The 25,982-nt window shown below is 66.3% G+C and carries 20 protein-coding genes; 11 read left to right on the top strand and 9 right to left on the bottom strand.

The window, feature by feature from the left end:
• Position 1 precedes the first annotated feature (1 nt).
• From GD628_RS01045 to GD628_RS01020, 6 genes are read right to left on the bottom strand one after another with little or no spacing between them, the layout of a single operon-like run.
• A complete protein-coding gene (locus GD628_RS01045; RefSeq protein ID WP_152273580.1) occupies positions 2–682 on the bottom strand; it encodes a DUF4166 domain-containing protein in 681 nt (226 codons plus the stop codon).
• Positions 683–729: 47 nt separating this feature from the next.
• Positions 730–2,022 carry a DUF58 domain-containing protein gene (locus tag GD628_RS01040; protein ID WP_152273579.1) on the bottom strand — a complete coding sequence of 431 codons (1,293 nt, stop codon included), beginning with the start codon at positions 2,020–2,022 and terminating at the stop codon, positions 730–732.
• Between the two features lie 3 nt (positions 2,023–2,025).
• Positions 2,026–3,048 (bottom strand): AAA family ATPase, encoded by a 1,023-nt coding sequence (locus GD628_RS01035; protein WP_091603159.1) that lies wholly within the window; start codon positions 3,046–3,048, stop codon positions 2,026–2,028.
• Positions 3,045–4,262 (bottom strand): DUF4350 domain-containing protein, encoded by a 1,218-nt coding sequence (locus GD628_RS01030; protein WP_152273578.1) that lies wholly within the window; start codon positions 4,260–4,262, stop codon positions 3,045–3,047. Before GD628_RS01030 ends, GD628_RS01035 begins: the two co-directional genes overlap by 4 nt.
• Positions 4,259–4,939 carry a DUF4129 domain-containing protein gene (locus tag GD628_RS01025; RefSeq protein ID WP_152273577.1) on the bottom strand — a complete coding sequence of 227 codons (681 nt, stop codon included), beginning with the start codon at positions 4,937–4,939 and terminating at the stop codon, positions 4,259–4,261. The genes GD628_RS01030 and GD628_RS01025 overlap by 4 nt, the downstream gene beginning before the upstream one ends.
• A 6-nt stretch (positions 4,940–4,945) precedes the next feature.
• Positions 4,946–6,253 (bottom strand): DUF7847 domain-containing protein, encoded by a 1,308-nt coding sequence (locus tag GD628_RS01020; protein ID WP_152273576.1) that lies wholly within the window; start codon positions 6,251–6,253, stop codon positions 4,946–4,948.
• 255 nt (positions 6,254–6,508) lie between these two features.
• Between GD628_RS01020 and mtrA the strand changes: the two genes are divergently transcribed.
• From mtrA to secA, 7 genes are all read left to right on the top strand, one after another.
• On the top strand, positions 6,509–7,186 hold the full coding sequence (gene mtrA / locus GD628_RS01015; protein WP_091603171.1) for an MtrAB system response regulator MtrA: 678 nt from the start codon (positions 6,509–6,511) through the stop codon (positions 7,184–7,186).
• 4 nt (positions 7,187–7,190) lie between these two features.
• Positions 7,191–8,921, top strand: coding sequence for an MtrAB system histidine kinase MtrB (mtrB, locus tag GD628_RS01010; protein WP_226802290.1), 1,731 nt, complete (start codon positions 7,191–7,193; stop codon positions 8,919–8,921).
• Positions 8,914–10,626, top strand: a complete 1,713-nt coding sequence (locus tag GD628_RS01005; RefSeq protein WP_152273575.1) for an LpqB family beta-propeller domain-containing protein — start codon at positions 8,914–8,916, stop codon at positions 10,624–10,626. The genes mtrB and GD628_RS01005 overlap by 8 nt, the downstream gene beginning before the upstream one ends.
• A 105-nt stretch (positions 10,627–10,731) precedes the next feature.
• A complete protein-coding gene (locus tag GD628_RS01000; protein ID WP_193313164.1) occupies positions 10,732–11,565 on the top strand; it encodes a ComF family protein in 834 nt (277 codons plus the stop codon).
• A 214-nt stretch (positions 11,566–11,779) separates the two neighbouring features.
• Positions 11,780–12,505, top strand: a complete 726-nt coding sequence (hpf, locus tag GD628_RS00995; RefSeq protein ID WP_152273573.1) for a ribosome hibernation-promoting factor, HPF/YfiA family — start codon at positions 11,780–11,782, stop codon at positions 12,503–12,505.
• A 31-nt stretch (positions 12,506–12,536) separates the two neighbouring features.
• Positions 12,537–13,745, top strand: a complete 1,209-nt coding sequence (locus GD628_RS00990) for a winged helix-turn-helix domain-containing protein (protein WP_152273572.1) — start codon at positions 12,537–12,539, stop codon at positions 13,743–13,745.
• 91 nt (positions 13,746–13,836) lie between these two features.
• The gene (secA, locus tag GD628_RS00985; protein ID WP_152273571.1) at positions 13,837–16,578 is read left to right on the top strand and encodes a preprotein translocase subunit SecA; all 2,742 of its coding nucleotides are present in this window, start codon (positions 13,837–13,839) and stop codon (positions 16,576–16,578) included.
• A gap of 2 nt (positions 16,579–16,580) precedes the next feature.
• Here secA and GD628_RS00980 read toward each other — a convergent pair whose 3' ends face one another.
• Both GD628_RS00980 and GD628_RS00975 read right to left on the bottom strand, forming a co-directional pair.
• Positions 16,581–17,108 carry an Rv3235 family protein gene (locus GD628_RS00980; protein ID WP_152273570.1) on the bottom strand — a complete coding sequence of 176 codons (528 nt, stop codon included), beginning with the start codon at positions 17,106–17,108 and terminating at the stop codon, positions 16,581–16,583.
• A gap of 29 nt (positions 17,109–17,137) precedes the next feature.
• A complete protein-coding gene (locus GD628_RS00975) occupies positions 17,138–18,001 on the bottom strand; it encodes a LysM peptidoglycan-binding domain-containing protein (RefSeq protein ID WP_152273569.1) in 864 nt (287 codons plus the stop codon).
• 106 nt (positions 18,002–18,107) lie between these two features.
• On the opposite strand from GD628_RS00975, the gene GD628_RS00970 reads away from it, so the two are divergent.
• Positions 18,108–18,659, top strand: coding sequence for a hypothetical protein (locus GD628_RS00970; protein ID WP_152273568.1), 552 nt, complete (start codon positions 18,108–18,110; stop codon positions 18,657–18,659).
• Positions 18,660–18,683: 24 nt separating this feature from the next.
• On the opposite strand, the gene GD628_RS00965 is transcribed toward GD628_RS00970, so the two are convergent.
• On the bottom strand, positions 18,684–18,914 hold the full coding sequence (locus tag GD628_RS00965; RefSeq protein ID WP_218054927.1) for a helix-turn-helix domain-containing protein: 231 nt from the start codon (positions 18,912–18,914) through the stop codon (positions 18,684–18,686).
• A gap of 176 nt (positions 18,915–19,090) precedes the next feature.
• Between GD628_RS00965 and GD628_RS00960 the strand changes: the two genes are divergently transcribed.
• From GD628_RS00960 to GD628_RS00950, 3 genes are all read left to right on the top strand, one after another.
• Complete coding sequence (locus tag GD628_RS00960; protein WP_152273567.1) at positions 19,091–19,738, top strand: SAF domain-containing protein; 648 nt, start codon at positions 19,091–19,093, stop codon at positions 19,736–19,738.
• Complete coding sequence (locus GD628_RS00955; protein ID WP_152273566.1) at positions 19,735–21,045, top strand: CpaE/TadZ family protein; 1,311 nt, start codon at positions 19,735–19,737, stop codon at positions 21,043–21,045. The genes GD628_RS00960 and GD628_RS00955 overlap by 4 nt, the downstream gene beginning before the upstream one ends.
• Positions 21,046–21,133: 88 nt before the next feature.
• Entirely contained in the window at positions 21,134–25,972 is a 4,839-nt protein-coding gene (locus GD628_RS00950; protein ID WP_152273565.1) for an NAD-glutamate dehydrogenase, read from the top strand.
• Positions 25,973–25,982 lie beyond the last annotated feature (10 nt).

Here is a 25,982-nt window from a genome sequence, read left to right as displayed (position 1 = left end):
ACTAGAGCCTGCGCTCCCATTTCTCGGGTTCGGCGTCCGGTGGCAGGACGCCGTCGAACTCCCGGTACTCGTAGGTAAAGCTGCCGTCGTAGACAAAAACCGTGCCGAGCTGGCGCTGGCGGACGATTGTCCGGATGCGGAAGTGACCGGCGGATTCATCCCACCACTGCTCGGCGTGGGCATCCGCGCCGGCCAGCACCGGTACCGGCAGCCGCAGCCGGCCCAGGAACAGCCGGGTATGCGGAGAATGCATGTGCAGCCGGCCGTCCTGCGACACCGAAAGATCCAGGTCCGTGGCCAGGTTCCGGCGACGTCCGACATAGTCGGTCAGGCCGGTTGGGGACGTCAGCGAGGTGGTGTCCTCGAAGATCCGGTCCGCGCGGTCGAACCTGAATGTGCGGACCGCGGTGAGCGACGAGCGCCCGAACGGGTCAATGTGCGGGTAGTTGCTGATGGTAAACGGGACGCGGCGGCCGAAATCCGGAAAGAATGCATTCGCAACGGGAATGGCGGAGAGCAGTGGCCGCAGCGCCGGGCGCGGACTGCCGGCGACGTCGAAAATGCCGGTGCCGAAGCCATACCTGCCCTCGCCGGGCTGCAGCGAAAAATAGTCCTGCAGCTGCGGCTGCAGGCGGCCAAACGCGGCGCCGAGCGCCCGCTGGTAGACGGAACCATCACTCATCCACCCAGCCTACGCCGCCGGTTACCGCCGCGCCCGCGGGCAGCAGCCTAGAGCCGCCCGGAAGCCTTCAGCCGGATGTACATGTCCGCGAGTTTCGGCGGCAGTTCATGCGGCGGTTCATCCACGACTTCCGCGCCCATGGATTTGAGCTGGGCGGTCACTGCCGCACGGTCCAGCAGGGCCCTTTCCGCGGCCGCGGCGCGGAACACCGCCGAGGCGGACGTCCGGTGCGCCCGCAGCTCATCCAGGGCGGGGTCCCGGACCGAGGCGACTACCACCACGTGCTTGGCGAGCAGGGCAGGCAGCACCGGCAGCAGGCCCTCCTCCACTGCGCCGGCGTCCAGCGACGTAATCAGCACAACCAGTGAGCGACGGGAGGACACCGAGGCGACCAGTCCGGGAAGCAGGGAAAAGTCGGCTTCGATAAGTTCCGCGTCCAGCGGGGCCATGGCCCCGGCGAGGCGGCTCAGCAGGTTGGCCTTGGCCGCTGAATCCACGCGTGCCCGGACCCGGCGGTCAAACGCCGCGAAGTCCACGCGGTCACCGCCGCCCTGGGCCAGCATGCCCAGCAGCAGCGCTGCCTCGATGCCGGTGTCCAGCCGCGGTTCGTCCAGGATACGGGCCGCCGCAGTCCGGGAAGTGTCCAGCAGCAGGATGACCCTGCGGTCCCGTTCCGGCCGCCAGGTGCGCACCACGGTGTCCCGGCGCCGCGCCGTCGCCCGCCAGTCGATGGAACGGACATCGTCGCCGCGGACATAGTCGCGCAGCGAGTCGAATTCGGTGCCTGCGCCGCGCAGCTGCACAGAGGCGTTGCCGTCTATTTCGCGCAGCCGGCGCAGCTTTGCCGGCAGGTGGCGCTTGGAGCGGAACGGCGGCAGCACGCGCAGGGTTCCCGGGTACGGGACGGTGCGCTGCCTTGCGGCCAGGCCCAGTGGTCCAAACGAGCGGATGGTTACGGCTGCAGTGTGCAGGTTACCCCTGCGTTCCGGCCGCAGGGTGCCCGGTGCCCGGCGTGCTTCACCCGCGGGAACCGTGACACGGCGTTCGGAACGCAGCTGGCCCGCAGACGGCTGCCAGGCGTCCCTGACGGCAGCTCGCAGCGTCCGGCTCGATTCATTGCGGAGCACCAGGGCCGCCGGCACGTCTTCATCCAGCCGGGCACTTTCGGGAAGCTCGCGTTCCAGCCGGGTCTCCAGCGGCGGTGCCGCCAGGGCCAGGTCCACACCGGCGGCTGCCGCCGTCAGGGCCAGCCATGCCAGGATGGTTCCGGTGCCGGGGAAGAGCACGACGGCGACGGCGCCCAGTGCGGCCAGGATGACCAGGCGGTGGGAAATCGCCATCTGCTAGCGGGGGACCGGAACGGTGGCGAGGATGCTGCCGAGCACGTCATCAACGCTGACGCCGTCCATCTGGGCTTCGGGGCGCAGCGCCACCCGGTGGCGAAGCGCAGGCAGCGTCAGTGCCTTGACGTCATCCGGGGTGATGAAGGATCGGCCGGACAGCCAGGCCCAGGCCCGTGCGGTGTTCAGCAGGGCCGTGGCACCGCGCGGGGATACTCCGAGCTGGAACGACGGCGCAGAGCGGGTGGCGCGGACAAGGTCCACGATGTAGCCCAGGACTTCGGGGGAGGCATCCACCCTCGCGACGGCCTCCCGGGCCGCCCTGAGATCCTGCTCGCCGGCGACCGGACGCACGCCGGCCGCACTGAGGTTGCGGGGATCGAAACCGCTGCCGTGCCGGCGGATCACTTCGATCTCATCCTCCCTGGAAGGAAGGTCGAGTGTCATCTTCAGCAGGAAGCGGTCCAGCTGTGCCTCCGGCAGGGGGTAGGTGCCCTCGTACTCCACGGGGTTCTGGGTCGCAGCCACGAGGAAAGGGTCAGGGAGGTGGCGGGAGACGCCGTCGACCGTGACTTGCCGCTCCTCCATGGCTTCCAGCAGGGATGCCTGGGTCTTCGGAGGAGTCCGGTTGATTTCATCTGCCAGCAGGATGTTGGTGAAGACCGGGCCTTCGCGGAAGCTGAACTCGGACGTGCGCCCGTCATAGATCAGCGATCCCGTTACGTCACCGGGCATGAGGTCCGGGGTGAACTGCACCCTCTTGGTGTCCAGGGACAGCGCGGCGGCCAGGGTCCGGACCAGCAGCGTCTTCGCTACGCCCGGGACGCCCTCCAGGAGTACGTGCCCGCGCGCCAGCAGGGCGATGATCAGGCCGGTCACCGCGGCATCCTGCCCCACCACAGCCTTGGCCACTTCCTGGCGCACGCTGTGCAGGGCCTGCCGTGCGTGTTCTCCCGAGTCCGGCGTATTGGCCTGGACGCTGCCCGCGGCGGTGGGGTCGGAAACCGATGGGTAGTTCTGGGTCATGGTTCGGTGATCTCTTCCTCTAGGTAGGTAAGTTCCTGTGACCAGGCCACCAGATCGCTGTCACTGACGGGCCGGTGCCGATTGAGCAATGAATCGATTTCAGCCGCGGAGCGTCCTGTGCTGCGCGCTGCCGCCTGTACAACGTCGGCGGCAGAGCTGCCGGGGCCCAGCCGGAGGCGGGCGGCCAGGCGCACCATGGTGCCGGCCCGCAGGCTGTCCGCTGCCCGGTCCAGGGCCCGGCTGTCCTGGTACAGCCGGGCACGCCCCTCGGCGGTTTCGGCGGCACGGACAACTACGGGCATGGGTTCCATGGCCAGCGGTCCCAGCCTGCGGCCGCGCCAGAACGCCGCCAGGGCAGCCACCACCAGCGTCCATGCGAGCAGTGGATCCACCCAGGCCGGGAGGAGGCTGAAGGGACTCGCCGGTGCGTCGCCGGCCGGGATATCCGCCGGTACCGGCAGGTACCAGACCAGTGTCTCGGCACTGCCCAGGGACCACAGTGCCAGGGCAGCGTTCCCGTTCTCGGCAATGGATTCGTTGGCGAGCAGTCCGGTGTACCCCAGGACGGCGGCTGAATGGACTTCGGATTCGGCGAAAAGTCCGGCAGCCGGTTCGCTGCTGCCGGTCACGGTGAAGCAGGTTAGGGGGCCTCGGTAGGCGAGTCCTCCCGCGGAGACCGTTCCGGCGGCCTCGGCGGCCGGGGCGGAACAATCGGCGTCGACGGTACCCGCATCTATGATGTCCTGGGGCACGAGGCCGGCCTGCGAGATGTCCGGGGCCAGGGCCATCAACTGCGCGAACGTTGGTTCCACCAGGATGCTCTTTTGGGCTTCGTCCCCGAGTTCGCCGAGCTGCTCGCCGGAGAGGTACTCGTTGGGGTCAAAGAGCAGCAGGGCAGCGCCGCCCTCGCCCAGCAGGCCAAGGGCTTCGGCATAGTCTTCCGCCTCCACCACGTTGACCCCCTGTGCCTGCAGGACACGGACCGCAGCCTGGGCGCCTTCCGGAGCGGCGTTGGAGGCGGAGAGCCTGGCTCGGTCCGCGTCCTGCGACGTGAGCAGGGTCAGCACGACGCCGCCAAGAAGGACAAACGAGAGAATGATCCATAGACGCCAGGCGCGCAGCCGGCTCCGCAGGGCGGACGAGGCGGCGGCCGATCCTGCGCTGGTCCGGTCGGTGTGTTCCGGCTGTGCGGCCGGAGGAGCGGCGGCGCTCACTTCGGCACCGCCAGGGATGGCAGCGCGGCAGCATCCGCGCCGGCAGGCTGGGCGCGGAGCAGCCCGGCGTCCAGCTCGGCGGCACGCCGCACGTCGGCCTCAGCCGCTCGGCTGCCGCCGTAACGGATCTCGTCAAAGCGCCGGCTGAGCCAGAGGATCTCTTCCGCTGCGGCCGGGAAAACGGCGGACAGGGCTGCACCTGCCTCATGGGCCGTCCGGCCGGGACGCGGTTCGAGGATGACCCTCTCCTCCGCCGTGCGGAGGATCGCCCGCAGCCGTTCGGTCAGGGCGGTGTCCCAGTCCCCGGCCCCTGCGGCTTCCTCGGACAGCGAGCGGTGGAAAGAAGCATCCTGGTCCGCGCCGGTCTCGTCGAACAGGCCGGCCGGGCTCTTCCGGGCATTCAGCCTCGGGCGGACCACCAGGATCGCCAGGACAAGGATGACCAGGGCGCCGAGGGCAAGCAGGATGATGCCGGCTGGGGCGCCAACGCCCTGGATGCCTGAAAGGAGCTCCTCGAGGAACTCCAGGATCCGGGCCACTGCCCGTTCCATAAAGCCCGGCTGGGCGTCCTGGTACTCGGCTTTGGAAAGCTCGTCCTGCAGCCAGCGGCGGGCCTGGTCGGCGTCGGGCTCCACCGGCACCTCGCGGAGCGGGGGAGCGAAGATCGCTGTCCTCATGCAGCCCTAGGCCGTACCGGTGTACGGGCCCTGGGGCCATTGTCCGGAACCGGCCGGCGGCAGGTTCCTGCCGGGTACGAAATCCGGTCCGGAGGCGGCCGCAATTTCCTGGTCCTTCATCAGGGTCACGTCGAACCCTTCCCGGCGCATCCGCAGGTCAATGTAGAGCAGTGACGTGACGGCTGCCTGGAAGGCGTAGCCGATGGCACCGAAGAAGGCCGAGACGGCGGTGGTGAGCACCAGCACCGGCAGCACGGCGGTCAGATCGTCCGCGCCGGCTTCCGCCGAGCCGAAAGAAGCGAAGAGCGTGATCAGCATGGTGATGGGAGTGCTGATTACAGAAACAATGATGGAGACGATCACGCTGGTCAGCAGGAGGATTCCGAAGGTGCGCCACCAGTTGCCCCGGGTAAGGGCCCAGGACCGTGCGATCGAGGCAAAGACCCCGCGCGGCTCGGCCACCAGGGCGGCAGGTGCCAGGGCCAGCTTCACGGACAGCCAGGCGAAGACGGCGACGACGCCGAGGACGCCGACCACCGTCAGGAAAATCCCCAGCGGGCCCAGGAACTCGATGACCAGCACCAGAACGAAGATGAACGCGACTACGCCGAGGGCGGCTGCGGCGAACATCAGCAGGCCGAGTCCGGCCAGCCTGAGCATGGACCCCTTGGCCAGGCGCCAGGTCTGGCCGAAACCGGTCTTGAGGTTCAGGATGGCCCGGGCCACCGGGATCACCAGCAGCCCCTGCATTAGCAGGATCCCGATGGCGGAGACGATGGTCAGGGCCGTTCCACCGGTGAGCGCGGTGGTCCCCAGGGACAGCGCCTGCTCATCGGTCAACTCGGATTCAAGTCCAATATCGCTGATCGGGGCCAGCAGGGACTGTCCGAAGATAACCGTCAATACCGCGATGACGGCCTGGATGAGCACCGCGATGCCGAAGGTGGCTGCAGGGTTGCGCCGGCAGGCCTGGAAGGCTCCGTCCATGATTTCACCCAGCCCGAGGGGACGCAGTGGAATGACACCGGGCTTGGGCGGAGCGCTGTACTGGCCCTGGGAATATGGGCCCTGCTGGTAGCCGCCGGGCGCGCCCGGGCCGTATGGGCTGCCGCCGTAGGGGCTGGACCAGCCGGGAGGCGCGGGCTGCCCATAGGGTGGAAGGGGCTGGCCGGGTTGCTGCTGGCCCCACTGGGGCTGCTGTCCCCACTGTGGCTGCTGGGACCAGGGGGCCTTAGGTGGCTGGGACGGCTCGGAGCCGGATCCGGGACGGGACGCGCCGCCGGGCTCTGGTTCGTTGTGATTGTCCTGACTCATGGTTGTCCCCCGCCTCTGTGGTACTTGGTTCTGTTTCTCCTAGTCCGACTATAGTTTCTGGACGCCCTGACCGGGACCCGGCGGGCCGTGGCAAAAATATGCCCTTGGGGATGATAGGGATAACATGGGCTATTCCGGCATGCCTCGTATGTGACTGCCGCATGTCCGGTGAGAGCGCACGTAATGGCGTGGGTGCCGAACAGCCCAGGACGTCGAATGCCCTGGCGGGCGGGAAGTAACGGGGAACAGGAAAGCATGAAGGCACGGATACTGGTCGTAGACGATGACGAAGCGCTGGCCGAAATGATCGGCATTGTTCTTCGCAACGACGGGTTCGACCCCGTTTTCTGTGCAGACGGGGCCCAGGCCCTCGAGGTTTTCCGTGGATCCAAGCCGGATCTTGTGCTTCTGGACCTCATGCTGCCGGGGATGGACGGCATCGAAGTATGCCGCCAGGTTCGGGCAGAGTCAGATGTGCCGATCGTGATGCTGACTGCCAAATCCGACACTGCCGACGTCGTTAGGGGTCTTGAATCCGGCGCAGACGACTACGTTCCCAAGCCGTTCAAACCCGCCGAGCTGGTGGCACGCGTCCGTGCCCGGCTGCGCCCGGTGGACTCAAAGGCGCCCGAGACGCTGTCCATTGGCGAAATCACCATCGACGTTGCCGGCCACTCGGTATCCCGCGGCAGTGAGCGGATTGCGCTTACGCCCCTTGAATTCGATCTCCTAGTAGCGCTGGCCCGGAAGCCCTGGCAGGTCTTCACCCGGGAAATGCTGCTCGAACAGGTCTGGGGCTACCGCCATGCGGCGGACACGCGCCTGGTGAACGTGCACGTTCAGCGCCTGAGGTCCAAAATCGAGCGGGACCCGGAAGCACCTGAAATTGTCCTGACGGTCCGCGGTGTCGGTTATAAAGCCGGCCAAAACTAGGTCCATGCTCTCCACGGAGGAGGGCATCGGCGCACCGGTTACTCCAAGGGGGCGGGCCAGGGCCCGGATGCTCCGTACCGGAGTACTGCTGCGGCGTGCAGCCAGGCGGGTCCACCGGGCGACCATAGCCAAAATCGCCCTCCGCTGGCGCCGGTCGCTTCAATTCAAGACGGTCCTCGCAACCCTGCTCCTGGTGATCGTGGCCGCCGGCGGCATTGGGGCGTTCCTGTCCCACCAGATCGCCGGCGCCCTCTATGAAGAGCGGCTCACCCAGTTCAAGGCAGAAGCCACATCCGGCCTGAGCAGCGTCAAGGAGAACTTCCGGACGACGGCGGCGACGGACCGGGAAGGAACCGAGCGGCTGGTCTCCAACACCCTGTCGCTGCTGGAGGGACGGGGTGCGGAGACACCTCGCCGGTACTTGCTCGCGCCGCTGCCGGACCAGGAAAACCTCTTCGTGGCAACGCTCGGAGACCGCATCACGGCAGGCAGTATTCCCGGGCCGCTGAGCGATGCCGTGGAAGGACTCGACCCTGACGGGGAAGACGTTGTCCACTGGTCCGCCATGGCCCTGGAGCACGGTGAACCCGGGCTCGCCTTCGGTACCAAGGTCACCCTGCCCCCGGACCGGTCCGAATATGCGCTTTACCTGGTCTATGACCTGGACACCATGCAGCAGACCCTCGATGACATCCACCGCATCCTGTGGATAGCCGGCGGGCTGCTCCTGGCGATCATCGGAACCATTGCCTGGGTCGTGACCAAGGCCGGCGTGGGCGCCGTCAGCGCCGCGGCGTCGGTATCGGAGAAGCTCGCGGCCGGTGAACTGCAGGAACGCATGGAGGTCAAGGGCGAAGACGAAGTCGCCCGGCTGGCTGCTTCCTTCAACCACATGGCGGCGACGCTCCAGGACCAGATCACCCAGCTGGCACAGCTCTCCAGGATGCAGCAGGGATTCGTCTCTGACGTGTCGCACGAGCTCCGGACTCCGCTGACCACGGTGCGGATGGCGGCGGAGGTGCTTTACGACGCCAGAGATGGCTTCGACCCCATGTCGAAGCGCTCCACCGAGCTGCTCTACCACCAGGTTGAGCGCTTCCAGGCGCTGCTGGCTGATCTCCTGGAGATCAGCCGCTTCGATGCGGGTGCGGCGGAGCCCGACCTTGAAGCGGCAGACATCCTCGGGATTGTCCGGGACGTCGTGGAAGCCACCGAACCGCTGGCGATCAACAACGGCTCAGAGGTGCGCATCGTCTGCCGGGAGGCTCGGGTAGTGGTCGACGCCGATCCGCGCCGAATCGAACGGATCGTGCGCAACCTCGTGGTGAACGCGCTGGAACACGGCGAAGGCAAACCGGTGGAAATCGCCGTCGCGACGAACGCGGATGCCGTAGGCGTCGCCGTGCGCGACTACGGCATCGGCATGAGCGAGGACGACGCAGCCCGGGTGTTCGACAGGTTCTGGCGGGCTGACCCAGCCCGTGCGAGGACAACCGGCGGCAGCGGGCTTGGGCTGGCGATCGCTGCCGAAGACGCAAGGCTTCACGCCGGGTGGCTCGAAGCGTGGGGCAGCCCCGGCAACGGCGCGTGCTTCCGCCTCACCCTCCCGCGCCGGCACGGTGAGAGCTTTGCCGCGTCGCCGGTTCCTCTCTCGCCGCAGGATACCCCGCTCCCGTCGCCGCCGAAGGCGCTCACCGCCGCCGAATCCGCACAGAGGGAGGACCACAATGCTTAGGGCCCGCAGGTGGCTGGCAGCGGCCGCGGCTTTCCTCTCCGCACTGGTATTCCTGGCCGGCTGCTCGTCCATCCCCACCGTCGGGCCGGTAGGCACGGCGACAGCCAGCGCCGGCGGCAGCTCACTGACGCAGCAACTCAGCTACAGCCCGCCCGGCCCGGTGGAGGACGATTCTCCACAGGGAATCATAGGGGGCTTCATTGACGCGGGCGTGGGCGCGGGGGAGGACTACACAGCGGCCCGGGAATTCCTGACCCCTGAACTGGCCTCCTCCTGGGTTCCCAACGAACGCGTCGTGATCTACGGCGCCGACCCCAACATCGTACCGATGCCGGAGCCCAACGTCTTCCAGATCCAGCTCGAAGTGGTTGCGTCCGTCAACGCCCAGGGCATCCGAACCGAGTCGGCCCCCGGGACAACCGAGACCATCCAGGTCCGCCTTGTGCAGCAGGAAGGCCAATGGCGTATCAGCGGCATCCCCAACGGCATCATGATCTCGGATATCACCTTCCCGATCATCTTCCGTGCCCATAATCTCTACTTCTACTCCAGCACCTACCGTTACTGGGTCCCGGACACACGCTGGTTCGTCCAGCGCTCCGGCATGGCGGCGTCCGTCGTCAACGCGATGCTTGCCGGACCGGCGCCCTACCTGGAAGGGGCCGTCACGAGTGCCTTCCCGGTGGAAACCCAGCTTGCCCGGGAAGCTGTTCCGGTGGTTTCCGGTGTGGCTTCCGTCGACTTCGCGGCGGACGTCCTGGAGGACTCCACGGACCTCAACCGCCAGCAGATGAAACTGCAGCTGGAACAAAACCTCCGCCAGCTCAACAACGTCAACTCCGTAGAGATGACCGTGAACCAGCGGGAAGTCGACCTTGGTCCGCCCAGCAGCGAGCTGGTCCCGGCGGAGGATGATCCCAGGGTGGGGAAGACCCAGATTGGGATCCAGGGTGAGGACATCGTCTTCTTCCGCGACCGGCAGGCCCAGGAGATCAGCAACCTGCCGGACGTTTCCTCGTACGACCCCAGGGAACCGGCAGTGTCCGTCGGAGAGATGGACACCATTGCATTCCTCTCCGGGGACCGCGGAACGCTGCTGGTCACCGGGCCGGATAAGGACGTTGCAACCGTGGCGACCGGCAAGTCCCTCTCCGGGCCAAGCATCGACCCGGAGGGATGGATCTGGTCTGCGTCTGCGCAGGGCGAAGGCAGCCGGCTCATTGCCGTGGGACCGGACCTCGCCGCGTCCACCCAGGCAGGCCTGACCCCCTCCTGGCTGGGAGACATGAAGGTCCGGGACCTCAGGATTTCGCGTGACGGTGCCCGGGCCCTGCTGGTCGTGGAACAGGACGGTGCTTCCCGTGTCCTGATCGCGGGCGTCGTTCGCTCTTCCAGCGGTGCGCCGCAGACCCTGACCACTCCGCTCGAACTGTGGACGTCTGAGCCCGTCGCTACTGCGGTGTGGGTGGGCGAGACGACGGTTGCTGCCCTCCAGCGGGGACAGGACGAGTCGCTGACCCCCGTGATTCTTGACCCCGCGAAGGACAACCAGGAACTGGCCGGCTGGGATGGAAGCTTCAGCATCAGCGGCGGAGACGGTCCGGATGACCTGTTCCTGCAGACGGCTGAGGCTGTGTACAAGAAGCTGGGCAACGGCTGGATCCGCGAAATTGACGGCATTCGGGACCCCGCCTTCCCCGGCTAGCGCTCCAACCCTCCACAGTCGGCGGAGCGTCGTCCAAGGCGCCCCGGTATCCCCATCCGGAGCGCGGCTTTCCGGCCGTATCCCATGCACCGGGAACATGGGCGTATGGCATATCTCCCGGCCCTGGAGGATTGGCTGGCCGCTCCCGGCCCGGCGGCAGTCCTGGCCGCGTGCCGGGAACTGCGCGCGGTAATTCTGCCGGCAGAATGCGTCGTGTGCGGAGCAGCGGATGAATCGCTGTGCACGGTGTGCCGCATCGCCGTTCGCCATGCCACGCTGCGTCCCTACAACGCGTCAGCCGGGGCCGGAATGCTTCCGGAAGCGGAAAAGGAACCGGGTGCAGTGGCGCGCCTCGGCGCCCCTGAGTACCTGGAACCGGTTCCCCTGCCGGTGACAGCCGCAGGGCGGTACGCGGCGGGACTCTCACGCGTAGTGCTTGCGTGCAAGAACCACGGGCATACCGACCTGCTGGGCATCCTGGCCGAAGCCATGGCACGGGCGCTGCACTCGGCATCGGATTCCCTGCCCACGGGACGTGTGGCACTGGTTCCTGTCCCGGGCAGCTTCCGCGGCCGGACGCGCCGGGGCTACGACCCCCTGGAACTGATCCTGGCCAGGGTACGCCTGCGGGGACTGCTCCCGGCAGGCATGGAGATCCGCAGCATACTGGACTATCGACTCGTCGCCGAACTGCTTGCGCTGCGTTCCGGCGCACAGAAGACCCTGGGCGCGGGTGCCAGGCGCAGGAACGTTCACGGAACAATGACGGCGGGGCATCCGGGGGACCTTCGTGGACTGACTGTCCTGCTTGCAGATGACGTCCTAACCACCGGAGCCACGCTGGCCGAAGCCACCCGTGCCCTGCGTGCGGCCGGGGCGCAGGTGGCCGGAGCTGCCGTCATAGCAGCCGTCCGAGCCCCGGCGCCCCAGGCCCCTTAGCTGGCCCGGGAAGAGCCCGGATCAGCACCGGAAATCCGCCGCCCACGGCACGGCCACGGAACAGCGGCCAAAGTCAGAAGGTGAATAAAGCTTCCGGGTGATCTAACGTGTTGGGTATGGATTGCTTCAAGAAATGGAGCAGTCCTGCGGCAACGGTCGCGAAGGAAACTGGCAGCGGCCGTTGTTGTGTCACCGAAGAATATTGGAGGGCACCATGGAATTCATGATCAGCGGACGCAACGTTGCAGTATCCGATCGGTTCCGTCAGTACGCCGCCGAAAAGATCGGCAAAGTCGAGAACCTCGGAGACAAGGTGCAGCGGGTAGATGCCCGGGTCACCAAGCATGAAAACGTCCGTGAAGCCGACAGCTCCCTCACCGTGGAATTGACAGTCCTGGGCCGGGGACCGGTGGTCCGCGCCGAGGCATCTTCTGCAGATAAGTTTGCGGCATTCGACCTCGCTTACGGAAAGCTCATGGAACGCCTGCGCCGCGCAAGCGACCGGCGCAAGGTACACCGCGGGCGCCACACCCCCGTTCCGGTACGGGTTGCGACTGCCGGGCTGGAACCTGTCAGCACGTCCGAGCCACTGTCTTCCCAGTTCGCAGCAGCTGAAACTGTCCCGGCGGAAAGCAACGATGCCACCGACCAGGACATGCAGACCGGCGATTGCCCGGTCCTGATTCGCCGCAAGGTTTTCCCGGGTGCCCCCATGAGCCTTGACGACGCAGTCGACAACATGGAACTGGTTGGCCATGACTTCTACCTATTCGTAGACGCCGCCACCGGTGCGCCGTCCGTGGTCTACCGCCGCAGGGGCTGGACCTACGGCGTCATTACCCTGGATTCCAAGTGCGCCGAGGGCACCGAGGAAATCCGCGAGGAGATGCGGGGCTACCGCGACGCCGCGCCGGCACAGAACGTGGAAGCCGCATCGTAGAGGTGCCGGGGCCCGGTCCTAGGATGGGTGCATGCCAGCAGCCTTCCCCCTTGACCGGGCACGCCGCACCATCCTCGGCGCCCAGCAGTTAGCCAAACCGCGGCCCGTCCGCCCGACTCCCGGGCAGGCGGGCCGCGTTTTTGATGCCCTGGGACTTCTGCAGATCGACTCCGTGAACGTCCTGGCCCGAAGCCACTACCTGCCGCTGTTCACCCGGCTGGGCGCCTACGACCGGGACGTCCTGGACCGGATGGCCAGCCGCCATCCCCGGCGAATGGTCGAGTACTGGGCACATGAAGCAAGCTTTATCCGGCCGGACCTCTTTGCTGACCTGCGCCAGTGGCAGCGCCGGACCTGGATGCGTGCCACTTCCATGCCGGAGGAACCCCGCAGCGAACTGAGTCAGGCCATCCTGGAACTGCTCGACCACAAGCATCCCCTGACAGCCCGCGACGTGGAGGCGGCCCTCGGCCAGGCAGCCGTCCCCGGTACGAAGGCATGGGGGTGGAACTGGAGCGCATCCAAACGGGTGCTGGAAGACCTCTTTGCACAGGGACTCATCTCTTCCGCCGGACGGGGAAGCGCCTTCGAGCGGCTCTACGCTCCCGTCGCCACGGTGCATCCGGACGGCGAGGCGGCACTCGAGCCGGCGGACCGCCGGGAAGCGCTGCTGCGGCTGACAGAGAATTCGGCCCGCTCGCTCGGGCTCGGCACGGCACCGATGCTGGCCGACTACTTCCGCCTGCCGCTGCGCGACACACTCGCCGCCGCACAGCACCTCGCGCGGCAGGGCGAGCTGGAGGAAATCTCGGTAGCAGGCTGGAAGGGTCCCGTCTTTCTGCACCCGGCGGCGACGACCCCCAGGCGCTGCCATGGACGCGGCCTGCTGAGCCCGTTCGATTCGCTGGTATTTGACCGGCGACGGCTCCAGGCAGTTTTTGGTATCCACTACCGGATCGAAATCTACACGCCGGCCCATAAACGGCAGTTCGGCTATTACGTGCTGCCGTTCCTGCTGCGCGAGGCGATCGTGGCCCGGGTAGACCTGAAAGCGGACCGGGCCGGACGGGTTCTTCTGGTCCAGGCAGCGCACGCGGAACCGGGTTCGCCCGCAGATACCGCGGTTGAGCTGGCCGCAGAATTACGGATAATGGCGCAGTGGCTGGGCCTCGCAGAGGTTATGGTAAGTGCTGTGGGCAACCTTGCGCCCGCCCTGAAACTGGCAATCGACCGAGGATGACTCCCGAGCGGGAACCTTGGCGGCCTGCCGGACGTCTCTCACGTAGACTGGGGACGCCAGATTTCGGCAACACTAGATTGGGAGCAAATCAGTGGCATCACTTCTCGAACGAGTTCTTCGCACAGGCGACAAGAAGACGCTGAAAACACTGCGTAACTACGCCGACGCGATCAACGTGCTCGAGGACGAGTTCAAGGGCATGAGCGATGCCGAACTGCGCGCCGAGACAGACAACCTCAAGGAACGCCACGCCGACGGCGAGAGCCTGGATGACCTCCTTCCGGAGGCCTTCGCGCTCGTCCGGGAAGCAGCCAGCCGCACCCTCGGCATGCGCCACTTCGACGTGCAGCTCATGGGCGGTGCCGCCCTCCACCTGGGCAACATCGCAGAAATGAAGACCGGTGAAGGAAAGACCCTGGTGGCCACGGCCCCGGCCTTCCTTAATGCCCTGACCGGCCGCGGCGTGCACGTGGTCACTGTCAACGACTACCTGGCCGAGTACCAGTCCGACCTGATGGGCCGTGTCTTCCGCTTCCTGGGCATGTCCACCGGCTGCATCCTCGCCAACCAGGACCCCGCCACCCGCCGCGAGCAGTACGCCGCCGACATCACCTACGGCACCAACAACGAGTTCGGTTTTGACTACCTTCGGGACAACATGGCCTGGAGCGCCAATGAGCTTGTCCAGCGCGGACACCACTTCGCCATCGTCGACGAAGTCGACTCGATCCTCATTGACGAGGCCCGTACCCCGCTGATCATTTCAGGTGCTGCCAGCGGCGACGTCAACCGCTGGTACACCGAGTTCGCCAAGGTGGTCCAGCGGCTGAGCCTCGACGTCGACTACGAGGTCGACGAAAAGAAGCGCACCGTGGGTGTGCTCGAGTCCGGCATCGAAAAGGTAGAGGACTACCTGGGCATCTCCAACCTCTACGAGGCAGCCAACACGCCGCTCATTGGTTTCCTGAACAACGCCATCAAGGCCAAGGAACTTTTCAAACGGGATAAGGACTACGTCATCCTCAAGGGTGAAGTCCTCATTGTCGACGAGCACACCGGCCGTATCCTGGCCGGCCGCCGCTACAACGAGGGCATGCACCAGGCCATCGAGGCGAAGGAAGGGGTGCAGATCAAGGCCGAGAACCAGACCCTGGCTACCGTCACCCTGCAGAACTACTTCCGCCTCTACGAGAAACTCTCCGGCATGACGGGCACGGCCGAAACCGAGGCCGCGGAATTCATGAGCACCTACAAGCTTGGCGTGGTGCCCATCCCCACCAACAAGCCAATGGCCCGCCTGGACCAGTCAGACCTCATCTACAAGAACGAAGTAGCCAAGTTCGATGCCGTCGTAAAGGACATCGCCGAGCGGCACGCGTCCGGGCAGCCCGTGCTGGTCGGTACCACGAGCGTCGAGAAGAGCGAGTACCTTTCCAAGCAGCTGGCGAAGGCCGGGATCCGGCACGAAGTCCTGAACGCCAAGAACCACGCCCGTGAAGCCGCGATCGTGGCGCAGGCCGGCCGCAAGGGTGCGGTGACGGTTGCGACCAATATGGCCGGCCGAGGCACGGACATCATGCTTGGCGGCAACGCTGAGTTCAACGCAGTAGCAGAACTGAGCAGCCGCGGACTTGATCCCGCCGAGAACCCGGAAGCCTATGAAGCCGCCTGGCCCGCGGCCCTGGAAAAGGCACAGGCTGCCGTAGCCGCGGAGCACGACGAAGTCCGTGCCCTCGGTGGCCTCTACGTCCTGGGCACGGAACGGCACGAATCGCGGCGCATCGACAACCAGCTCCGGGGCCGTTCCGGCCGCCAGGGCGACCCCGGTGAGTCTCGGTTCTACCTCTCCCTGACTGACGACCTGATGCGTCTGTTCAACTCCGGTGCAGCTGAGCGCATCATGAACAGCTCCTCCATGCCGGACGACGTTGCCCTTGAATCGAAGCTCGTGTCCAAGGCCATCCAGAACGCGCAGGGCCAGGTTGAGGCACGCAACGCCGAACAGCGGAAGAACGTCCTGAAGTACGACGACGTCCTTAACCGCCAGCGCGAAGCCATCTACGGGGACCGCCGTCGTATCCTGGAGGGCGATGACCTGCAGGAGAAGGTGGGCTTCTTCCTGGAAGACGTCATCACCGCCGTCGTCAATGACGCCACCGCTGAAGGCCACGGCGACGACTGGGATCTTGACACCCTCTGGAAGAACCTGAAGATCGTCTACCCGATCAGCCTGACCATCGACGAAGTCGTTGACGAGGCCGACGGACGGTCCAACCTGACCCGCGATTTCCTGCTCAACGAGATCCTTTCCGATGCCCGCCTGGCCTATCAGGCACGAGAAGACTCCATCGGCGCCGCAGCGATGCGTGAGCTGGAGCGGCGCGTGGTGCTTTCGGTGATCGGCCGCAAGTGGCAGGAACACCTCTACGAGATGGACTACCTCAAGGAGGGCATTGGCCTGCGCGCCATGGCCCAGCGTGACCCCCTGGTGGAGTACCAGCGCGAGGGCTTCGTCATGTTCCAGACCATGATGGAGGCCATCCGTGAGGAGAGTATCCGCTACCTCTTCAACGTCGAGGTAGAGGTCAAGCAGCCTGAAGTTCCCGAGGCCCTCAAGGGCTTGAAGGACGCCCGCGGAATTGTCGGCGGCGGCCCGGTTATCGAGGCGCCCGGGCTCGAAGCCCCCGAGCGGCCGGCCAGCCTGCAGTTCTCCGCTCCCAACAGCCAGGGACAGGTGGAAACCCGGGTGGAGCGCACAGCCGCGGCCAAACCATCGCAGCCCGCGTCCCGGAAGGACGCCCGGCCGGCTGGAAAGAAGAAGCGCCGGAAGTAGTCCTATCCGATTTCAAGGGCGGTAACTTTCCAGAGTCCGCGCCGCTGCTCCAAACGGAGGGCAACGGCGCGGACTCTGTTCGTTTCAGCGGCGGCCACGGCCACCTCGTAAATCCCCTCGGACACCGGGCACACCAGGACCCGCAAGATGCGCACATTGCGGTGCAGCCGGTCCTGTCCCCGCCCGCGGACCAGGTTGGTTCGCAGCTGCAGGCGCTCAAATTCTTCGAAGTCCAGCCAGCGGGCCAGCTGCTGCAGCGGGCGCACTCCGGCCAGGACCTCCAGGGCTCCCATGGTCACGGATCGGCTGATGGCTTCTATCCGTGCGTCTGACTCGGCGGAACTGGACCAGTTCTTGGGTGCCGGGCCAACCGGTTCGGATTCCGCCCTGATCACTACCGGGTGCTGCTGGGGGACCACCGGAGGAGCGCCGCCGGGTACGGCACTGAAAAACGGTCGCGGGTCCCCGCTGGCCATCGCCAGCTCCCCGGATGCTTCTCCGGGAGCGGGAAGAATAATCAGGATGCTCATGGGTTGTCCTTTCCGTCATGGGCGGCTGGCTAGTAGGTGGCCGGAGACGGAACGGCAAGGATTTGCCCCGGCAGCAGGCGATGAGGATCAGGACCAATGACACTGCGGTTCTTCTCGTGCCACGCCGGCCAGTACCGGGCAATCTCGAGGTCGGTTGCCAGCGGGCCAAGCCGGGCTGCAGCGAGATCCCAGAGGGTGTCTCCAGCGGTGACCGTTACAGTGCCTTCGATCTGCGCCGGCATCCGCGTTTCACCAGGAATCAGCAGTGATCCCGGCACCGGGCCCGGGGAGGGTTTCCAGGCCGGGTTCACGGCGGCATCCGTGCGATTGGAATCAGCCGGTCCGGACGGCACGCTGCGGTCCAGCGCTGCCGGCGGCAGCGCGGCCTCTCCCTCCAGTTGCCATGCGGGATCAGCTGCCGGGGTGGAAGCGCCGGTGCTCGGAGCCGCGGTGGAGGTGACCTGGAGCGGTGGTGCCGCCAGGGCCGGTAGGGGAGCCACGGCCAGCTGTACGCCGAGGGCCGCTGCCGCGAGTCGTTTGAGGAATCCGGGGCTTAGCCGCCCGATGAAGCGCGCTGAACGGAAGTTCCCGGCTCGCAGGAGGGCAGCAGACAGGAAAGCTGCTCCCACCCCGACAGTCCACCACGCCAGCACCAGCAGGCCTGCCCACCCGGCGATCAGACCGGCAGCGGACTGAAGATCCGTGGTCGAGCGGAAACCTCCCCCTGGGCCGGGTGCAGGGCCGCGCAGGGTCAGGCCAGCCCACAGCATCAGGGCGCCGGAAACAGCGGCTGCTGATGCCAGGAACGCGTCCTCCAGGGTCCTGCGCCGTCGTGCTTTGTGTGCTGCCATAGCCGCCTCCGCGTTGTTCCTGATGGTGGTGTTTGACGCCATTTGATGTGAATAAACGTTTTTGAATCCGTTTGGTGCTCTTTACTAGCGACTGACGACGTGCCTGTCCAGAGTGGTGCGGGAAGATTGTGGACGCTAGCCTTGCCCGATGAGGTGGGAGGCGCTGTTCGCGGACCTGGAGGCGCAGCTGGCCGCTGCCGGTCAGGCGGGCCTGGACGCCGAGATTGCTGACCGTCAGCGGGGCGAACTGGCGGGGTTGGACTTGGCAGCCAGGCTGCGGGCGCAGTACGGCAAGACACTGCGGGTCCACCTCGGACTGTCCGGAGGCCCGCTTACGGGCACCCTTGGCCGGCTGGGAGCGGACTGGTGCCTGCTCGACTCGGCGTCCGGTTCGCATGTGGCGGCGCTGGGCGCGGTGCAGATGATCGAAGGCATCGACCGTTATGCGGACTTATCCGTTCCGGCGGTCCAGCTGCCGCTGGCCTCCGCACTGCGCGGCCTGGCCCGGGACCGTTACCCGGTGGACCTGCACCTGCGCGGCAGGCCTACTGCCCTGCACGGCAGCATCGACCGGGTGGGCAGGAACTTCCTTGAATTTGCGGTGCTGGAACCCGGGGAGCCCAGGAGACGCGAGAACGTTGCCTCTGTGACTGTGGTGCCCTTCGCCGGGATCGCGGCCGTGAGCTCGTCTACCCGGTAGGAACCATCGTCCCGGGGAGGGTTGTTATGCCTCTGCGGCCTCGTCCTGGGGGAGGGCGGCCCTCGCTGCCTCGGCACGCCGGTACGCACCGGCTATGTACTCTTCAAGCTTGGCGTTCTCGACCCGCCACTGGCCGCGTCCGCCTACCTGGATTGCGGGAAGCTCTCCGGAGCGGACCAGCGCATACGTCTGAGAGGAAGATATGTTCAGGACCTCGCCCACGTCAGCGAGCGTGAGGAACCTTTTCTCCACCATGGCGCACCATCAAACCCTTTCCGGCACTGTGCCGCTGCTGACCTAGTCTGCCATCTGTTCGGGCTGGACGTCCTTTATCCACAAAATACGTACCCCACCCGTTTCATTACCGCAGATTGAGGGACACAATGACCTCCAGCACTCCGCGGGGAGGCGGAGCAAACCTAGGGGGATCAATGAGTCTCAAGACCGCTGCGCCGGACGCACCCGCACCGCGCCTGAAAAAACCATCCTGGAAGGACCCGCGGCTGCTGCTCGGACTGCTGCTGGTCCTGGCCTCAGTCGCCGGAGTGAGCGCGCTGGTTGCCAGCCAGGACCAGACCACCCAGGTCCTGGCCGCCTCACATGAGATACCGGTTGGATCAGTGCTGGAAGAAGACGACTTCGACGTAGTGCAGGTGTCCCTTGGCGGACTGGCCGGCACCTATGTGTCCGCGGCGGACTCGTTCCCGGAAAACGCCGTGGCCGGAACCATCATCCGCCCGGGCGAGCTGCTGTCACGGGCCGACCTCGTGCAGGCGGAAGACCTCGACCGAAAGCCCCTGGGACTCGACGTACAGGCACCGCTGCCCAGCGGCATCCGCGCCGGAGACCGGGTGGATGTCTGGGCTTCCCTTCCGGATGGGCAGAATGGGTACGATGAACCGCGCCGGCTCCTGACTGCGGCAGAGATTTCCGAGCTCTCCGTCAACGAATCGGTCATCGCGGGCGCTGATGCCACCCGCCTGCTGGTCCTGGTCGAGGACGAAGACCTTCCGGCCCTCCTTGGCGCCCTGTCCAATCAGGCGAAGATCGCCGTCGTCCCCAACCCTGCAGCCCGATGAGCGCCATTCCGGTGATCACTTCCGGCCGGGGCACGGCCGAGCTGGTACAGGGACTTGAACGCCTGCAGGGTCCGGTCACGGTGATCCGCCGCTGCAGCGAACTTTCGGAGCTGATCGCGGCCTGCCAAAGCGGTCTGGCCAGGGCCGCCCTTGTTGAGGACGACGCCGGGGAGCTCACTGCCAGCCTTGCGGACCGTGTTGCCGCGGCGGGTGTCGCCCTGGTGGTCCTGGCTGATGACCCGGATGCCCGGAACAGGCTGGACCGGCTGGGCGTGCGGCATGCCTCCCGGAACCTCGATTCCCCGGCGCTCGCGGAGCTGGTGGCAGCAGCCGTTCTGGCCATGGAGTCCCGGGGTCAGGGGACTGGAGAACGTTCCTCCCTGGCAGATCCGGCTGAGGGCCTGCGGCACTGGGAACTGAGCGGGGAATCCGGTGGAGCCGGGCCTGACGGAAAGCCGCTGCGGCAAGGAAGCCTGGTTGCTGTCTGGGGCCCCGCAGGCGGCCCCGGCCGCACCACGCTGGCGCTGAACCTCGCCGCCGAGGCAGCGGCCGCGGGCAGCGAAGTACTGCTGGTGGACGCAGACACCTACGCACCCAGCATCGCTGCGGTCCTTGGGATTACCGACGAATCGGCCGGCCTTGCGCAGGCGTGCCGCTTGGCGGAACAGGGGATGCTGGAGCCGGCGGCGCTGAAAGGAACTGCCGTGCAGGTGCAGCTCAAGAGCGGCCGGCTGCGGGTACTGACCGGGATCACGCGCTCCGACCGCTGGCTGGAGATCCGCGGAACAGCATTGGCGCGGGTACTGGCGCAGTCCCGAAGCATCGCGGACATCACGGTGGTGGACTGCGGCTTCAGCCTCGAGGCGGATGAGGAACTGAGCTTCGACACCATGGCACCCCGCCGGAATGCTGCAACACTCGTGGCACTGGAAGCCGCTGACACCGTCTACGCTGTCGGAGCCGCCGATCCGGTAGGCGTTCCCCGGCTGGTGCGCGCGCTCGCAGAACTTGAAAGCGCCGTTCCCTCGGCGTCGCCGCTGGTGGTTTTGAACAAGGTGCGGCGCTCTGCCGCCGGGCGGGCCCCTGAGCGCCAGCTCAGCGAAGCGTGGGAGCGTTTCGGCCCCGGCCGGATCAGCGCGTTCCTGCCCGCGGACTGGGATGCCGCCGATGCGTCGCTGCTGGCGGGGTCAGCGCTGCTGGAAGCGGCTCCCGGATCCGCCCTTCGCGCGGCAATCGCGGCACTGGCGAACGTTCCCGCAGACGGCAGCCCCAAACGGAGGCGGAGGCGCGCGGCAGCCACGAAGTGACCTTTTCTTTGCCGAGGGGATAGGCTCGTACCAAACGGACCGCAAAGGGGCGGCCGGTACTAAGCGGCGAATTTCGGAGGCGTATTAAATGTCGTCTGGATCCAACACCACGGATCTTTCCAGCTCGGATATCTCCCTTGAGGATTTCATCGGGAATTACTACGAGCATCTGGCGGCTGAAGACGCCGCACTCTACCCTCCACAGGCACTGCGGGAACGCGCCGAGGCGCACCGGGCGCTGGCGTGGACCCGTGCCGAGGGCACCGCTGCGGTAGATGTCTTCGACCAGGGTGACGCCAGTGTGATCCTCATCGTCACCGATGACATGCCGTTCCTCGTTGATTCGGTCACCGCCGAGATTGTCCGGCAGAACAGCGGCATCCGGCTGATGGTTCATCCCACCTTCCTGGCTACCCGCCACCGCGACAGTGACACGCTGCAGCAGGTGAAGCGGGTTCCGAACGCAGCCGGCATCTCCAGCGGGGACACCGCTGCGCTGCCTGACATCTCAGGTCTGCTGGGCAACGGCGACCACACCACGCGCATTGAGTCCTGGATCGCCGTCGAAGTTCCGCGCCTGAGCGATGAGAACCGCCGCAGGGAGATGGTCGACGGACTGATTCGGGTCCTGGACGACGTCCGCGTGGCCGTGAAGGACTGGTCCGGCATGCGGGCCAAGGTCCATGAAATCGCGGCTGAACTCGCCGCTGCCGGGCATGGCATCCCTGACCTGCAGCAGGCACGCGAGCTGCTCACCTGGCTTGACGACGGCAACTTTACGTTCCTCGGGTACCGCGAATATGACCTGCTCAACGAGGACGGCGAAGACGTACTCCGTGCTTCCTCGAAGACCGGCCTGGGACTGCTGCGCCGGGGTTCAGAGGCCGGCAAGGTCCAGCACCTGACCAAGGCAGGGAGGGCAAAGGCGCGCGAGAAGCGGGCCCTCGTGATCACCAAGGCAAACTCACGCTCCACCGTGCACCGCGCGGCGTACTTCGACTACATCGGCGTCAAGCGGTTCGACGCCGAAGGCAACGTCACCGGTGAACGGCGTTTCATCGGACTGTTCGCCACCGGGGCCTACACCGGATCCGTCCGGGACGTTCCGATCCTGCGCGACAAGGTCAAGGAAGTCATCCGCAGGGCAGGCTTCCCCGCAGACTCGCATTCGGGTAAGGACCTGCTCTCCATCCTTGAGACCTTCCCGCGCGACGAACTCTTCCAGATCGACGTCGACGGCCTGCTGGAAACGGCCCAGGGCATCCTCCGCCTCCAGGAACGGCGCCGCACGCGGCTCTTCCTGCGCCCGGATGTCTACGGACGCTTTATGTCCGCGCTGGTTTTCCTCCCGCGCGACCGTTACACCACCTCGGTCCGCCTGCGGATCCAGGACGAACTGCGGTCAACATTCAACGCTGACTCCATTGACTACGAGGCACGCCTGACCGAATCGGCGCTCGCCCGGCTGTTCTTCCGGATTCGGCTGCCCAAGGGTGTCGAGATCACGGACGTGGATGCAGCTGCGCTGGAACAGCGGCTGGTCAACGCCACCCGCTCCTGGTCAGAGGGCATTGACGAGGTGTTGCGCGGCACGTTCGACCGGGTCCAGGCGGAAGAGCTCTCTGACCTGTGGGGCGACGCGTTCCCCATGGACTACCGCGTGGGCTACGAGGTCGAGGACGCACTTGCGGACATTGCCCGGTTCGAAGACCGGATCCAGAACCCCGAAACAGCGCCGGAACTCTTCGTCTACCTGCCGGCCCGCAGCGGCGAGAATGCCGACAGCGCCGACGCACGGCTGAAGCTGTACCTGCTGGAACCGAAGTCCCTGACCCAGATCCTTCCGTTCCTGCACAACCTGGGACTTGAAGTGCTGGACGAACGTCCGTTCGAGATCCGCCGGCGGGACGGCGTCGAGCTGTTCCTCTACGACCTCGGCCTGCGCTACGGAGCCGGCGTGGATCCGCTTGAAACCGGAAACCTCCTCGCAGACGCTTTCCGTGCCGGGATCTCCGGCGCCAGCGAATCGGACGCCCTGGACCGCCTCATCCTGGGCCAGGGCCTGGGCTGGCGCGAAGTGGTGATGTTCCGCAGCTACGCCAAGTACATGCGCCAGATGGGCAACACCAACTCCTACGGTTTCATCGCGGATACACTGCTGGCCAACCCCCGGGTTACCGGTGCGCTTGGCCGGATGTTCCGGGCCCGGTTCGATCCGGCTCTCGAAGAGTCCGCACGCGAGACGGAAATGGAAGCAGCGCGCACCGAACTGGACGCCGGCCTGGAGCAGGTTCCCACCCTGGACGCGGACCGTGTGCTGCGGACGTTCGCCAACCTCATCGAGGCGACGCTGCGCACCAACTTCTACCAGGACAAGGCGTACGTCAGCCACAAGCTCAACACGGCTGTGATCGACGGCGCTCCGTTCCCGCGGCCCAAGTATGAGATCTGGGTCTACTCGCCGCGCGTCGAGGGCGTGCATCTGCGCTTCGGCGAGGTGGCCCGCGGCGGCTTGCGCTGGTCTGACCGGCGCGAGGACTTCCGGACCGAGATCCTGGGCCTGGTCAAGGCCCAAACGGTCAAGAACGCCGTCATCGTTCCCACCGGAGCCAAGGGCGGTTTCTACGCCAAGCAGCTTCCCGACCCGGCGAAGGACCGCGGCGCCTGGATGGAAGAGGGCAAGGAAAGCTACCGCACGTTCATCCGCGGCCTGCTGGACATCACTGACAATTTGGTGGTCACCGAAGACGGCGAGCAGGTCCGCCCGCCGGAGAACGTGGTGCGGCACGACGGCGATGACAGCTACCTGGTGGTCGCTGCGGACAAGGGCACGGCTTCCTTCTCCGACATCGCCAACGCCCTTTCCGCAGAATACGGTTTCTGGCTCGGCGATGCCTTCGCGTCCGGCGGATCCGTGGGCTATGACCACAAGGCCATGGGCATCACTGCCCGCGGAGCCTGGGAATCGGTGAAGCGGCACTTCAGCGAACTCGGCGTCGACACCCAGAATGAGGACTTCACAGCCGTGGGCGTGGGCGACATGAGCGGCGACGTGTTCGGCAACGGCATGCTGCTTTCCGAGCACATACGGCTTGTTGCCGCGTTCGACCACCGGCACGTCTTCCTTGACCCGAACCCCGACGCAGCGCGGTCCCACGCTGAACGGCGGCGGCTCTTTGAGCTGCCCCGCTCCTCCTGGGCCGACTACGACGAGAACCTCATCAGCGAAGGCGGCGGAGTGTTCCCGCGGCAGTCCAAGAGCATCCCCATCAGCGCGCAGGTACGGGAGATCCTGGGGCTAGAGTCCGGCGTTACCCGGCTGAGCCCGCCGGAGCTGCTTCGCGCCATCCTCAAGGCGCCGGTCGACCTGCTCTACAACGGCGGAATCGGCACCTACATCAAGGCATCCACCGAGACCAACGCCGAAGTGGGGGACAAAGCCAACGACGCGATCCGCATCGACGGCCGGGATGTCCGGGCCAAGGTCATCGGTGAAGGCGGCAACCTCGGCATGACGCAGCGCGGCCGCATCGAGGCTGCCCTGTCCGGCGTCATCCTCAACACCGACGCGATCGACAACTCGGCCGGTGTGGACTGCTCCGACCATGAAGTAAATATCAAGATCTTCGTTGACCGCATGGTCGCCGCCGGCAGGCTGGACGCCTCCGAGCGTTCAGAGTTCCTGCACTCCATGACGGACGAGGTTGGCCGCCTGGTGCTGCAGGACAACATTGACCAGAACATGCTGCTGCTCAACGACCGCCAGCGCGTCATTGAGTGGAGCCCAAGCTTCGAGCGGCTCATGGACTGGTTGGAGGAACACGCCGGCCTGGACCGTGCCCTGGAAGCGCTGCCCACCAAGGACGAACTGAGGGCACGGGTCGCCGAGGGACAGGGCCTGACCGCCCCGGAACTCTCTGTCCTGGCTGCCTACGCCAAGATTGAGCTGACCCGCGCGCTCACCGCGTCGGACCTGGCGGACGACCCGTATTTCCGCGGCACGCTGCGCCGGTACTTCCCGAAGCAGCTGGTGGAGCGCTTTGATGACCAGCTGGATACCCATCCTCTGCGGCGCGAGATCATCTCCACCATGGTCGCCAACGACATGATCAACATTGGCGGAATCACCTTCGCCTTCCGGGTGATGGAAGAGACCTCCGCCAGCGAGGCGACGGTTGCCCGTGCCTTCAGCGCTCTGCGGGAGATCTACGCGATTGACGACGTCGTTGCGGCACTGGGTGAACTGCCCGCCAGCTTCCCAACGGAAACCTGGACCACCATCCACCTGGACATGCGCCGCCTGCTGGACCGCGCCGTTCGCTGGTTCGTGAACCACGTTGGACGCGGCAGCTCCATCGACGAGGACATCCAGGCCTTCAAGCCGATCGTCGAGCCGCTGCGGAAGGACCTCATGCGCTTTATGCGCGGTACCGACCGCGAGCGGGTGGAAGCAGCGCTCGAGAAGGCGTCCGGCTGGGACGTACCCAAGGACCTTGGCACGTACTGGGCCGAACAGTTCGAGAGCTACGGCCTGCTCGACGTCGCCCTCGCAACCCGGCAGGTCGAAGAACCGGCCGAGAACATCGCCGCCGTCTACTACGCGGTCTATGACCGCTACGGGATCGACGATCTGCTGGAGCGGATCACCAAGCTCCCGCGCGGGGACCGCTGGCAGGCACTGGCCCGCGCCGCGCTGCGTGATGACCTGTACTCCACGGTTGCGGACATGACCGTCGCGGCGCTGCAGGCCACGCCGGCCATGCAGGGCGAGGATCCGGTATCCCGGGTGGAGGCCTGGGAGCAGGAAAACGCAGACAACCTCGAGCGCGCAACCAAGATGTTCGCCGAGGTCAACCAGCTCGAGCAGGATGACATGGCATCACTCTCCGTTGCCCTGCGGCTGCTTCGCTCGATCGTAAGGCGCTAACGGACTTCCG

Source organism: Arthrobacter koreensis (assembly GCF_009193255.1).
In the GTDB taxonomy this organism is placed as follows: domain Bacteria; phylum Actinomycetota; class Actinomycetes; order Actinomycetales; family Micrococcaceae; genus Arthrobacter_B; species Arthrobacter_B koreensis.
The sequence above is the reverse complement of the archived record's forward strand: the minus strand, read 5'-3'. Positions and strand labels throughout refer to the sequence as shown.